A 13,743-nucleotide genomic window follows, 5' to 3' on the forward strand; every position below is an offset into this window, starting at 1 on the left:
AACCTCACCTAAAAGTAATAAATGTGAATCGATATCTTCACATGGTAACGTTTAATTCATATAACTTCTATATCTTGAGATACTTAACAATAGTGAATAATCTTGAGCCAGTATCCTTCATCAAGATGGATGATATATGTGAGGTATGTGAAAATGATTTTTGGTGTTAAAAGAGCTCAGTTTTTAAAGCTTAAGTAGTAAAGAATAGTTTTATAAACGCATGTTAGGAGGATATCGTGGTAAGATTTTACGTATAGATTTAACCAATAGCGAGATAAAGGAGGAAAAGTTAGAGGAAGAGATTTTAAAGAAATTCATCGGTTGTTGGGGCCTTGCATTAAAGATTCTATATGATGAATTACCTTTAGGTGTGCACCCTTTAGAACCTGAGAATCCTTTAATCTTCATGACTGGTCCATTAACTGGTATTCCTTGGATACCGACTGGGAATCAGACGAGTATCGCCACACTTAATGCTAGTACCGGGTTTACTGCCGGCCGTTCACATTCACACGGTTTTTTCGGCCCTATGTTAAAGTTTGCAGGTTATGATGGATTAATTATCCAAGGTGCTTCTAAAACCCCAGTATACTTATGGATAAGAGATGGGAGAGTAGATATTAAAGATGCTACAAAATTCTGGGGGAAAGATACACATGAGAGTGAAGACCTAATAAAAGAGGATATTGGTGAACCAAGAGCGAGTGTTGCTACTATTGGACCTGCTGGAGAGAATCTATGTGCTGGTGCTCTTATTGAAAATGATAAGAATCATACGTTTGCCCACAGCGGTGTCGGTGCGGTGATGGGCTCAAAGAAATTGAAAGCCATAGCCGTGTATGGTAGTGAGAGGGTGCAGGTGGCGGATGAAAATAAAATCAGAGAGATCGGGGCTAAATGGAAGCATGTAGTGATGAATGAATTCCCTACAACCCGTCGTCGTGAGAGAGGTGGTATAGCAAGAACCGAATATGAATTTTTAAAGAAAAGGTATCTGGTCTCTGCCAAAAACTTTCTCGAAACGGTACCGCCTGAATTCGGGGTAGGAATGTCAAAGAATAAAATCATACCAAAAGCCTGTTTCGCATGCCCAATCGCCTGCTCTTACGATGTTGAAATCACATCTGGACCCTATCAAGGTTATGTAGCGACCTTAGGTGGTGGAGGTGAGAGTATAGAAGGGGCTACATCGATCTGTGGCGTTTATGGTGATGCGGGGACATTATTTTATCTCACAGACCTTCTTGATAGATTGGGATTTGATACGAGTACTCTCGGGACTACGGTAGCTCTGGTAATAGAAGCTTATGAGAAAGGGTTGATTACCAAAGAGGATACGAATGGAATTGAGTTAAGATGGGGAGATGCAAAATTACTTGAGAAACTCTATCGAATGGCAGCGTATAGAGAAGGTTGGCTCGGTAATCTTTTATCTCTGGGTCCTAAAAGGGCTGCTGAAGCGATTGGTGGGGATGCTCTTAAATTTGCAGTTCATGTAAAAGGAGCTGGGATTAACCTTCACGATTGGAGAAATTGTTGGGGGATCCTCGTCGGCCAAATTCTTGGTGGTGGTTCAGGATGGCCAGCACAAGGAGCCGATTATATATCTGAGCCTGATTTAGGGATGCCCACACTTCAAGATCCATTCGATTGGAAGGTTAAAGCGAAATCGGCAAGGATCATCGGGATGAAGAAGTATTGGGAGGATTGTATAGGTACTTGCCTCTTCGCTACATGGGGAGTGCCGGGAGCTTTAAAGTATGCAGCCGAAGCAGTTTCGGCAGCTACTGGATGGAATATCACTCAAGAAGATGCGCTCTTAATCGGTGAAAGAATAATGAATCTTGAGCGAGTATTTAATGTTAGACGTGGATTAACACCTGAAGATGATCTTGATGTACCTCCTAGATTGCTCGAACCACCACCAAATGGTCCGGGAAAAGGGAAGTCGATCGCATCATACTTAAGAGGGATTATCATGGAATATTATAGATTGATGGGTTGGGATGAGAAGACTGGTAAGCCATGGAAGAGTACCTTACGAAGGTTAGATCTTGAAGATCTCATCAGTGACATTTGGGATTAGCTCCCTAATTATGAATACATAACGATACCATAATTTGGGTAAAATCATTCTTAATTTACTTAATAAGTAGAGAGTCGATGAAAGTAAAGTAAAATAAGGTAGAGTCATTGGCACACTCATGTCAACATTATTGCTAAGGTTTAGAGAGAATCTTATCTATCTTGGTGAATGTCTGTGAACTCATCAACCTCTTATAATATTGATGACAGATGGGAATAGTTCCTTCTTCGAATGGGGGAATGGTAATGCCGATATGAATTCATCATTAAAATCTTCCTGCACTCCCAACTCTATATATCTAACCTTTTGTAAAATATTCTTCAAATTCTTTCTTAATTCTCGTGACTTCAGCAACATTTCAGCCCCAGATAGGGCAGCGTTACCGACGAATTCTATCCTCTCGATGGGGACATCGGGGATAAGCCCTATGATCTTTGCATTATCGAAATCGATATAACTTCCAAAGGTTCCTGCGATGAATACTTTCTTTATATCTTTCGCCTCGACAGCCTTCCTCTTCATCAGAATGCGACAGCCACAGTAGGTTGCAGCCTTTGCCAACTGTAACTCAGCTATATCGGTTTGAGTAATAACTATATCTTCACCTATATCTGTCTCATCAGCCCACGCAACCACATATTCATAACCAAGGTCACCTTTTCTCAAGCGAGGGGTTGAAATTTCACCCCTATACCTACCTCTACTATCTATTAAGCCACATTTCAGCATCTCTGCAAGAAGATCGATCATCCCTGAACCACAGATCCCTACCGGTTTAAACCCCCCAATCGTCTCATAATGGGCATCGTAGGTCTGTGGATCTATAGAAACCCTTTCGATCGCACCTTCCATCGCCTTTACACCGTGCTTTATATGCCCACCTTCCCATGCAGGTCCTGAAGCGCATGAACAACAAAGAATCTCATCTCTATCTCCTAAATCGATTTCAGTATTTGTCCCAAGATCTATCAACAGACTTAAATCCTCAATTTCATGCAAATTGGTGGACAATAGATCAGCTACATTATCGGAACCAACGAAGCCCGCTATTACTGGAGGTAGGTAGATTCGTCCACATCTATTCATATTTATACCTAGATCCTTTGCATGTAAATTTAACGAATCACTCACTACCGGCACGTAAGGAGACATCGCCAGATACTTAGTATCTAATCCGAGGAGGAGGTGGTGCATGGCGGTGTTGCCCACGATGACCATCTCATAAAGATCATTTACGTTTATCGTTTCACATAAATCAGCTAGGATGGAATTTAACCCCTCAATAACAAGGAGCTTCAACTCTTCACGCCGCTTTTCATCGAGTGTAGCATGTGTGATTCGTGAAATTACATCCTCACCATAGATCGTCTGGGGATTCTCAATACCACTCGATATCACCACATTACCATTCCTCAAATCGATCAGACTTGCTACGATCTTAGAGGTCCCTAAATCGATCGCGACACCGTAGAGTAAGTTAGTTGTATCTCTAGGCTCTATAGATACAATCTCCTTATCGTCGATCAAGGTGACGGTGAGATCCCAATCTGCCTCTCTTGCTACTTTAGGCAGTTCCTTTAGCGCATTGAAGCTGAAGCTCAATTCACATATACCATAAACCTCCCTTAATGTTGAAACCAACCTTTCGGCATCAGATCGGGTATCTGTAAGTGTAGGTGGTGAGAGTTTTATATGCAACTTCCTAACTGCTGGCTTTAATTCTATCGTTCTCTGAATACTTGTAAGTTGAATCTTCCGTTTACGCACTCTACTCTCTTCGGGTATAAATACCCTAACTTCACCCTGTACTATAGATTGGCAGGCGAGGCGGTAACCCTCTTCTAATTCAGACTCCTTTAAAAATTCCTTTTCAACTTTCGTCGGAAGATTCAATTTTGATTGATCCTTTACTATAACTCTACATTTACCACATCTACCGAGTATACCACCACATTCACTCCTAATTCCTATGCCCGATCTCAACGCAGAGTGAAGAATGGTATCACCCAACTTTGCCTTAACCCTCTTGCCCATAGGTTCAAAAAGAATACTCGTATATTCTCGATCTCTTTCAATCATCATTCAATATTCGAGTATTCTACTATTTAATCCTAAGTATAGAGTATTCAAAAAAGAGAAATCTCAAATTTCAAATCTCACAATCCCTCACAAAAGTTTTTATATATGTAATTTTCAAGGATGGTATGATTTTTATTGAACCACCAAAGTATATTTACTAGAACAAGTATTTTTATTAGGGCATTATGCAACTGATAATGGTGGCTTGATTGTACGTTATAGTTGTAGGATTGAGTGGTGCTGGACAAAGTATATCGAAGACACTCTTAGAACATGGCCATACCGTCGTTGTGATAGATAAGGATGAAGAACGGTGTAAAAGATTTTTGTCTGAATATGATACGTTAGTGATTCATGGAGACGCTGCTGAGAACGATACACTCAAAGATGCTGGTATAGATGAGGCGGATGCTGTCATAGCTGCGGCAGGTGATGATGCCACGAACCTCATGGTGATATCTTTAGCTAAAAGCCACGGTGTTAAAAATCTGGTAGCATTGGTTAGGGATCCCGCGCACAGCCCGCTCTTTAAAGAAGCTGGGGCGAAGATCATCATCCCAGATGAACTCATATCAGAGTACCTATTCCAACATATGCAGGGCGTTAAAGACTTTATCTACCTAGGCGATAAAGAGGCTGAGGTTTTTGTTGTGAAAGTAGAGAAAGATTCGAAGATACCGATCGGAAAGATCAAGATTCCAAATGGTTGCATCCCTTTGAGCGTTTATAGAGATGGGAAGTTATACACAAATCTGACCAAAGACTTTGTCTTAGAAGGTGGTGATGAATTTATAATCTATGCGAGTAATCCAAAACATGTCCAAAAGATCGTTGAAGCATTATCCGATGTACTTTAAGATTGTATCAAAATTTATTCTGAGGAATGCATATATAGAGTAAAATTAAATCGATACAAAAGGGTTCTATTCTTTACCATCTTCACCATCTTAAGATCTTCTTAAATATATATGGGATGAAAGTAATCACTGGGAATATCTCAAGCCTTCCAGCCCACATACCGATGATCAAAGCAACCTTTATCGGGTTCGGTAAATCTGAAGAGATCGGGAGGAGGGATGGGCCGATATTACCTACAGCTGAGAAAGCACCGGATAATGCTATGAAAGGATGAATATTACCGAATGCCGTTATGAGCATACCCTCGATAAGGATGAAGATAGAATATGCTGTAAAGAAGCTGATCGTTTTAAGTGCGTCGTCCGAACTTATCTCATGGCCTCTAACTTTAAATGGTTTTACAGTCCTCTCAGGCAGGATCCATGTAGAAATCGAGTAGGTTATAGCCTTGATTACTATTATAATCCTCATTATCTTTATAGCACCAGATGTAGAACCCAAACTCCCGCCGATCGTCATCAGTACCGTCAAGATCCACACCGTCAAGTTTGGGAATTCAGCGATATTTCTTAGTGTATAACCCGTTGTGGTAAGAATGGATACGACATGAAAGACCGCCAGATGAAGAGCATCGAAGATACTCTCAACTCTCCAATTGAAGAAGAGGTCGAGAGTTACAATGATCGTTGCGATTACCAATATGAGTAAAAAGACCCTAAGTTCGATACTTTCGATGATCACCCTTAAGCTCCTAAGCCTCATAGCTCTAATGAATACTGCAAAGTTTGTAGCACCGATGACCATAAAGATCATTAAAATGATGTTCGCTCGAATATTTTCGAGCCCCGCTATATTTGCATTCTTGGTCGAGAAGCCTCCAGTCGAAACGGCTGTAAGGGCATGTGTCAAGGCATCGAATGGTTCCAAACCTACGAAGATTAAAGATGAAGTACATATTACTGTAAAGACCGAGTAGAGTAACCATATAGCGATCACGGTCCCTTTTGTGGTGGTTAAGATCTTCTCCTCTCTTGCCTCAGCTCTGTAGAGCCTCCATGCACCCAAACCCCTAGGCGATACGAAGAGGATGAAGAATAGCACTATACCTATACCTCCAACCCATTCAGTCAAAGACCTCCAAAACAATAGGCTCTTTGGTAGGGCTTCGATATCGGCTATGATGGTCATTCCCGTCGTGGTAAAACCGGACATGGACTCGAACCATGCATCTATCGATTGCATCCTCGCGATGAAGATATAGGGTATCGTGCCTATCAGTGAAGCTAAGAGCCAGCTACCTGCAGAGATTATAAATGCGTCTGCTAAAGTGACTTCACCGATACTATACTTAGGGGAGAGGAGCAGACCTAATGAGAAGATCATTAGAGCGTAAATCGAGAAGATCATAAATTCATAATTTTCACCGTAAATCAAGGCGATGAGGGCTGGGGCTACCAAGATCAAACCTATGGCCTTAACTACATTTGCCAGAGCGATCCTGATATTACTAGCCATTAATCATGTTAAGAGTTTAACTTTTAATACATAAGGGTATCGTAATTTAAAAGGATGATGATATTGTAGCATTTTATATTAATTTCATCGGTTTCATCGTTGAGTCAATCTTATGATCGATTAATGAATAATACGCACTTATTGAAGATCTCTCAACATCATTTAATATTCCTATCATGAAATTTGGCGCATAATCATTAAATGGATGAATGGCTTTATGAAGTATCGATCACTTTCGCACCAGTAGTCGCACGAGAAACGTAACTTTCACATGCAACCCCCTCCGATTCATAAGCTAATTTCATAGCTTTAGAAACCTCTTGAGCTGAAGCTTTAAGTGGATCGACCACAGCGATTATCGTCGGGCCAGCACCACTGAGAGTCACACCCAGAGCACCACATTCGATCGCAGCGAGCTTAGCTTTCGTAAAACCTGGATATAGAGAGCTCCTTGCGGGCTCCACTATACAGTCACTATTCATCCCACGTCCTATAAGCTCGGGATCCGATAGAATCATGCCAGCGGTGACGAGAGAGCAGGCTCCAAGATTATTAACGACATTCGATAGAGATACTCTCCTTGGGAGTACCGCTCTAGCCTGTTTGGTGGTCTTTTCAATATTTTGAGGTACAGCCAAAGCGAATTCGACATTCTTTGGCGGAGGGAATGCGGCTACACTTAATGGTTTGTAAGAGTATACAATAACGAAGCCACCATATATGGAGGCTGAAACCTGATCGGCGTGGGCTGTGCCAGCCGAGGCGATCTCTCCTTTGCTCGCGATCTCTGTTAAATTAAGATTATCGAGCTTTGTTTGAAGTAAAGTATTTAGACCCACACTCGTCGCTGCTGCACTTGCGGCACTACTACCAAGGCCCGAGCCTGGTGGTATGCCCTTGATGATCTTTATCTTTAAACCACATCGACCGTACCGTCTTAGAAATTCTAAAGCCACCCTACCTGCGGTATTGTAACTCGGTTTTGTAGGAATTCGATCCTTACCAACACCTTCTACCTCGATCTGAATACCTCTCTTATCGACCCGGGCGATCTCTACAGTATCGTACATCACATCGAGGGCCAAGCCATGTACATCAAAACCCGGTCCCAGATTACTGGTCGTTGCTGGTGCTCTAACGATTACCCTCTCCATCAACAACACCATATTTTCTAAATTCTCTTAAAAGTATTTAGAATCGGAGGGCGGAGATACGGGGATAAAATATGATGAATATTACGAATATCATAATAAGGCATGAGATTGAGATAAGACGATAAATACCCCTTTCATCCCAAAGGACCTCTAATAACCATGAAGTAGCGAGTATTAGAAATGAATTGGCCGGTAGAAGGTAGAATAGGAAGGTCATGCGTGGTGATAGAAACCAGGGAAGGTATAAGAAGAGAAATCCGAATGGAATCGCTAACCGTAATGAGTCACGCTTGAATGAATTGATCATGAGTACGATGGTGGAAGGCAGACCTACCCATACTATGATCGGATTGAGTATAGTAGTAATTTCCGCCCCAGTGGATAGATCGAGATAATACGGAATTCTATGTAGAGGGAGGAGCCATAACCACGGTGGGCTTGCGTATGGATGGGTATCCTTTACAGTTAAGTGAAATATCAAAGTCTCTTTATGAATAAGGTACCAATACTCTAACGATTTACCTGCTATAAAGTGTGGTAGATATGTGAGCATATAGATGGTGGCGGGAATCGTGAGAAGCAAGGTTATGCGTAACGGTGTACCGACCAATGGTTTAATCGTAACAACCCCTCCTTCTCCTTCTTTACCTACACCTCCAAAATGCGGGAGGAGAATTGCAGCTAAAATAGCGAATATGGCTGGCCATTTTGTGGCGAGCGCTAATCCGAATGTAATGCTCGATATCACCAACCATATTAAACTCTTACTCTTTACATTCTGTTTGATATACTTAACGTACGCGTAAAATCCCGTTAAGATAAAGAAGGCGAGGAAGATATCGAGTAGAGCAATGCGTGAGTGAATGAAGTGGAATGGGTCGAATGTGAGTATAAAGGCCGATGAAAATGAGATGAAAGGCTTACGAAAGATTTCATCTGCGGTAAGATAGATGATGGTAATGGAGAGGGCCCCGATGATGGCACTTACAATCCTCCAACCGAAGGGGTTGTAACCGAATATGAGGATACCGATTGAGATCATTTCTTTACCCAATGGAGGGTGAACCCAGTTTGGATCGGTAAGATTCTTCACGTAAGAGTATGCAGCCTGAGCATAGTAAAATTCATCGAAGACCAGAGCATTCGGTTCTTCTAAACGCCAGATACGTATAAGAAATGCGAGTAGTGTTAGAATAATCGACAATACAGGTAAGCTACCTATCTTCATTTGTAATACATTCATAATAAACCTTTTTGATGATGCCATCATTAACCGTTCAATGACCAATCATTAATATTAATCGCTATGCTATAAATATTCGAAGGGATAGGTATAAGAATAAAGGAATCGATCAGATGAATGAGTCCAAAATCCGGTTCGGAAAGGTTTAATAATGATTCGAATCATAAATTTTAATTCGCTAACATTCTATCATTTTAATAGATAGATCAGCGAGATAAAAAGGGTTGAAGTGGTTATGAGCAAACCTAAGCGGGATTACTATGAAATCCTGGGCGTTCCTAGGAATGCCACTAAAGAGGAGATTAAACAGGCCTATCGAAAGTTAGCTTTACAATATCATCCAGATCGGAACAAATCACCAGATGCTGAAGAAAAGTTTAAAGAGATATCAGAAGCGTACGCCGTACTCTCAGATGATGAAAAACGGCGACAGTACGATATGTATGGCCATGCTGGTATCGATAGTAGATATACAACTGAGGATATCTTCCGAGGGGTAGATTTTGATGAAATATTCAGAGATTTGGGTTTCGGTTTTGGAGGTTTTGAAAGTATATTCGATATGTTCTTTGGTAAGGGAAGGAGCCATGGCCCTACACCTGGACGAGATTTAAGGTACGATTTAGAGGTAACGCTCGAGGAAGTTGTAAGTGGTGTTACGAAAGAGATTCAAGTCCCACGCACAGAAGTCTGTAAAGCTTGTCATGGTAGTGGTGCTGAACCTGGTACGAGTCCAAGAGTATGTTCCCATTGCAATGGTACTGGGCAGATTCAACAAGTAAGAGTTTCGGGCTTTACACGCTTTGTAACTATAACGACATGTAACGTGTGTAAAGGGAAGGGGCAGATCATCGAACATCGATGTAAAGTATGTAGAGGCGCAGGTGTAGTAGAAGTAAGAAGGAGGGTCCAGGTGAAGGTTCCAGCGGGTGTGGATGAAGGCTATACATTAAGGCTGAGGGGCGAAGGTGACGTAAGTCCTAATGGTGGACCACCGGGCGATCTTTACATCGTTATCCATGTTAAACCACATCCATTATTTAAGCGAAGTAACGATGATATAATCTATGAAGCAAGAATAAGTTTCCCTCACGCAGCTCTGGGCACAGAAATTCGTGTACCAACGTTAGATGGAAGTGTGATCTTGAAGATACCTCCCGGCACTCAGAGCGGGACGATCTTCAGGTTGAAGGGCAAAGGCATCCCTAAATTGGAAGGTTTTGGAAGGGGTGATGAATTGGTGAAGGTGATCGTCGAGACACCGACGAGATTGACGGAGAGGCAGAAGCAACTCTTAAGGGAATTTATAAAAGAGATGAATAGTGGTCAGAGAGATAGAAGCAACTCTTAAGGTTAAGATACGGATAGTAGCAAGATAGATCGATGAGTTTTTCGTGTAAATGATAATTTTCAAAAAGATTTTCATGAATATGATACGGTATAGATTCGGTATAGATTCAAATAAACGGTAGCAGCTAAATAATTCACCATATTGAGTTATACTGATCGATATGGTTGTAATCACGCGTTATCTTAAGTTAAATACACGTGGAGAAGGAGATATACTCGATATTACAGATGAGGTCTCAAAATACGTAAAAGCGAGTGGTATTGATAATGGTATAGTAACGATATTCATCCCGGGCTCCACGGGTGCTTTAACCACTATAGAATATGAACCGGGACTTCTTCAAGACTTCCCACAGATGTTGAACCGTATCGCTCCTAAAGATATTCATTATGAACATGATAAAAGGTGGGGGAATAAAAACGGGCACTCACATGTGAGGGCTTCACTTATAGGTCCGAGCTTAACCGTACCTTTCGTCAATGGTAGATTGATGTTAGGTACGTGGCAACAGATAGTCTTTATCGAACTGGATATTCGACCAAGATCTAGAGAGATAATCCTACAGATTATGGGAGAATAAACAACATACAAGTAAAAAGATGTAATGGATGGTGGATGAATTAAATCTTCAAAATAAAAACTCAATGATCACTTTAAAGCATTAAGGTTCGAGCGATCTAACCTTCTACTCTACACGTGGTGCTAAGTAAAAGTGTACTTTACCTCCATACTCACCCAACTTGAACTCTAATCTCAAAGGCATCTTCGATGAATATTCACATTGTAACGTATCGGAGATCGAACCCATAGCCTTCGTGATGCTCAATAGATAATCCAAGCTATATGTCGCTTTACTCTCCTCCTTTACCTCCAACTCTAGAATATCTTTACTGCCCTTATCTAACGTTATATGGGCGGTACCTCTTTCGCTCTTACCAGAGAATACGATTCCTTTCTCCGAGGTTTCAAGTGTTACATGGTCTGAAACTGTTGAAATATCGTTAAGAATCTTTTCGAAGACCTCCCCAACGACCACGATCCTTACGTTGAATGAGAGTTTCGGTAAAGGTGTAGGGCCATAGGTACTCTCGATCAGATGGATCTTAAACTCCCTTTTATAACCATTCGATAATCTTAAGATTAAGGCTTCACCATCCATTGCACTGATCTCCACACTATCCTTTGAATCTGCCCTTTTGATCAACTTCACAAAATCATCTACTCTTACAGTAAATTTGAATTCCTTATCACAATTGTACTTCTCGAAGGCTGAATTCGGCCAGGTTAAATCGATAAGTGCTACATGTGAAGGATCCATCGCTCTAAATGTAATACCGTTTGGTGAGGCTTCGAAGCTCGCTTCTTCAACGAGTGTCGAGATTGCTGCCATAATAGCTTTCCATTCAACAGGCGTGGGCGTTTTAGCGGTAAAGACCATTCTTATCACCCAATCTCCTATTGGTAAATACTAGAGGGAGTTAAGAATATTGCCTCCATGTGTATCCGCACCGTGTACAACGGAAGAATTGAGTAGGGGCTTCGTCAGCACTCCTCGTTTGAAGCATCCACCAATAAGCGGTAGTATTTTTACACTCTGGACATTCAGCAGTCGTGGTGGGCATCGTTTGTAATTTAGCTTCATTATCATTTACAACCTTTATTAGATTGACCGCATGGGTTGCTGAATTAGGTCTTTCTACAACCTTTTGTTTTGGAAGATAAAATCCACATCTATCACAAGTTGAAGCGATGAATGAACTTCCTTCAAGTTTTACCTGTTTGAACTTAAGTCTAGTGCCACACTTAGGGCAAAACTTCATATCACTCAACTTCGCCCACCCCTTTCTTCGAAGGACTTCTTTACAGTGATCAAAAGATCTTCAACATTCTTCATAGCATTCTTTCCACTTATTGTAACCACTTCCAGGGGTGAGAGATCCTTTGTAGATACCTTTATTAAAAATCTTTCCGTCAATGGATGGATCTGCTTGAGACCTGCAAAGATTACGTGCTTATCCTTAAGAATTTCATGACGGATGATATCCGCTACACTGTAATCTTCTCCATCGATATAAAGTTCTAACGTATTCTCACTAGGAAAGTTGATTTCGATCTTCATTCAAAGAATGGAATCTGAGGATGATATTAATAAGACTTTCCTTCGGAAAGGATGATCGCCATTTCGATCCTCATTCAGAGGATTACTATGGGGTTAAATGTTCCCGTATACTTTTCTAAAATTCTAAGGTTCGGCCTAAGGTTTGGCCTTCGGATACGAACCCAAAACTTTAACGAATAAGGTTTGATTCTTCAACTCTTTAAGACACTCTTCAACCCTTTTTTCAGTGCGGTGCCCTTCGAAATCTACAAAGAAATTGTATTCCCAAGGAGTCTTTTTAGTAGGTCTAGAGAGGATCATCGTCAAATTTATACCTCTTACTGCAAACTCTCTTAGGGCATTGTATAGAGCCCCTGGAACATGTTTTGTTGAGAAGATTATGGAAGTTTTATCGTTACCCGTAAAAGGAGAATCGTTGTGCGAAAGGATCAAGAACCTTGTATAATTATCAAGGCTATCTTCGATCCCCTTTTTAAGGATCTTCATCCCATAGATCTCCGAACTCCTTTCACTCGCTATGGCCGCGGCATCGATCAACCCCTTCTCTTTGATCATCTTCACACTCCCGGCTGTATCGTATGCAGAAATCACTTCACAATTCAAACCGTTAAGGAACTTTTTACATTGGGCTAACGCTTGAGGGTGTGAATAGATGACCTTTATATCTTGAATATCGACGTTGGGATGGGCGATCAAGCAATGGATTATTCTCAGATTCAACTCTCCAGATATCTTTAGTTTTGTATCTACCAGCAAATCATAGGTCTCATTTACACTACCCTCGATAGAATTCTCTACAGGAACTATTCCGTAATCCACCTCATTATTCTCCACTTTCGCAAAGACCTCAGCCATAGTTTTACATGCAACTACATTAACCCCACTTCCGAAGTATTTAATAGCGGCTTCTTCACTATATGCACCTCTTTCACCTTGAAAAGCTACCAATGGTTTAAGCTTCAAGCCCATCCTTTCTAAACAGAGATTGAAAGATATATGCTTATAAACGCTTCAATGAAAACTTTGAAAAATCGGCCGCTAACTTCTTCTTCTCCACAATTCCACACTCCACACATTTTACACCATTGCCAACTCTGACCACTCTACCTCCACATGCACTACACGTAGTGAATATTACACCATCTTCAACCCTATCCATCGATAGAAAAGTTATACCGTTATTATTGTTTACCACTCTTGCTCTTACTATATCGCCTGGTTTACATGGTATCTGTAGATTCTGCTTCCCTCTACTACTCTTACTCGCCTTGATCATCAATAAACCGATGAAACCACTTTCATTAATTTCATCATTCACATAGTAGAGCTTTACATTGA

13 protein-coding genes are annotated in these 13,743 nt (G+C 41.1%); 4 read left to right on the forward strand and 9 right to left on the reverse strand.

Translation table 11 applies throughout. The annotated features are described in order from the left end of the window. The first annotated feature begins 220 nt into the window (after positions 1 to 220). Positions 221 to 2,086: a hypothetical protein gene (locus NZ896_04725; GenBank protein MCS7116759.1), complete on the forward strand. Its 1,866-nt coding sequence runs from the start codon at positions 221 to 223 to the stop codon at positions 2,084 to 2,086. A gap of 183 nt (positions 2,087 to 2,269) precedes the next feature. Here NZ896_04725 and NZ896_04730 read toward each other — a convergent pair whose 3' ends face one another. Beyond that, positions 2,270 to 4,120, reverse strand: coding sequence for an ASKHA domain-containing protein (locus NZ896_04730; GenBank protein MCS7116760.1), 1,851 nt, complete (start codon positions 4,118 to 4,120; stop codon positions 2,270 to 2,272). 254 nt (positions 4,121 to 4,374) lie between these two features. Here NZ896_04730 and NZ896_04735 point away from each other — a divergent pair, with 254 nt between their 5' ends. Next, positions 4,375 to 5,022, forward strand: a complete 648-nt coding sequence (locus NZ896_04735; protein ID MCS7116761.1) for a TrkA family potassium uptake protein — start codon at positions 4,375 to 4,377, stop codon at positions 5,020 to 5,022. An 82-nt stretch (positions 5,023 to 5,104) separates the two neighbouring features. Here NZ896_04735 and NZ896_04740 read toward each other — a convergent pair whose 3' ends face one another. The 3 genes from NZ896_04740 to NZ896_04750 form a co-directional block, all read right to left on the reverse strand. Then, a complete protein-coding gene (locus tag NZ896_04740; protein ID MCS7116762.1) occupies positions 5,105 to 6,538 on the reverse strand; it encodes a TrkH family potassium uptake protein in 1,434 nt (477 codons plus the stop codon). A gap of 215 nt (positions 6,539 to 6,753) precedes the next feature. Next, positions 6,754 to 7,692 (reverse strand): homoserine kinase, encoded by a 939-nt coding sequence (locus NZ896_04745; GenBank protein MCS7116763.1) that lies wholly within the window; start codon positions 7,690 to 7,692, stop codon positions 6,754 to 6,756. Between the two features lie 37 nt (positions 7,693 to 7,729). Continuing rightward, positions 7,730 to 8,935, reverse strand: a complete 1,206-nt coding sequence (locus tag NZ896_04750; protein ID MCS7116764.1) for a phospholipid carrier-dependent glycosyltransferase — start codon at positions 8,933 to 8,935, stop codon at positions 7,730 to 7,732. Positions 8,936 to 9,170: 235 nt separating this feature from the next. Between NZ896_04750 and dnaJ the strand changes: the two genes are divergently transcribed. Both dnaJ and NZ896_04760 read left to right on the forward strand, forming a co-directional pair. Continuing rightward, complete coding sequence (dnaJ, locus tag NZ896_04755) at positions 9,171 to 10,286, forward strand: molecular chaperone DnaJ (protein MCS7116765.1); 1,116 nt, start codon at positions 9,171 to 9,173, stop codon at positions 10,284 to 10,286. 160 nt (positions 10,287 to 10,446) lie between these two features. Next, complete coding sequence (locus NZ896_04760) at positions 10,447 to 10,866, forward strand: secondary thiamine-phosphate synthase enzyme YjbQ (protein MCS7116766.1); 420 nt, start codon at positions 10,447 to 10,449, stop codon at positions 10,864 to 10,866. Between the two features lie 105 nt (positions 10,867 to 10,971). Here NZ896_04760 and pcn read toward each other — a convergent pair whose 3' ends face one another. The 5 genes from pcn to NZ896_04785 form a co-directional block, all read right to left on the reverse strand. Then, positions 10,972 to 11,724, reverse strand: coding sequence for a proliferating cell nuclear antigen (pcna) (gene pcn, locus NZ896_04765; GenBank protein MCS7116767.1), 753 nt, complete (start codon positions 11,722 to 11,724; stop codon positions 10,972 to 10,974). A gap of 40 nt (positions 11,725 to 11,764) precedes the next feature. After that, complete coding sequence (locus NZ896_04770; protein MCS7116768.1) at positions 11,765 to 12,106, reverse strand: transcription factor S; 342 nt, start codon at positions 12,104 to 12,106, stop codon at positions 11,765 to 11,767. A 5-nt stretch (positions 12,107 to 12,111) separates the two neighbouring features. Continuing rightward, positions 12,112 to 12,405, reverse strand: a complete 294-nt coding sequence (locus tag NZ896_04775) for a hypothetical protein (GenBank protein MCS7116769.1) — start codon at positions 12,403 to 12,405, stop codon at positions 12,112 to 12,114. A 135-nt stretch (positions 12,406 to 12,540) separates the two neighbouring features. Then, positions 12,541 to 13,374 (reverse strand): prephenate dehydratase, encoded by an 834-nt coding sequence (gene pheA, locus NZ896_04780; GenBank protein ID MCS7116770.1) that lies wholly within the window; start codon positions 13,372 to 13,374, stop codon positions 12,541 to 12,543. Between the two features lie 31 nt (positions 13,375 to 13,405). After that, a partial coding sequence (locus NZ896_04785; GenBank protein MCS7116771.1) for a hypothetical protein occupies positions 13,406 to 13,743 on the reverse strand: 338 nt, incomplete at its 5' end.

It is taken from the genome of Nitrososphaerales archaeon (assembly GCA_025058425.1).
Classification (GTDB): Archaea; Thermoproteota; Nitrososphaeria; order Nitrososphaerales; family JANXEG01; genus JANXEG01.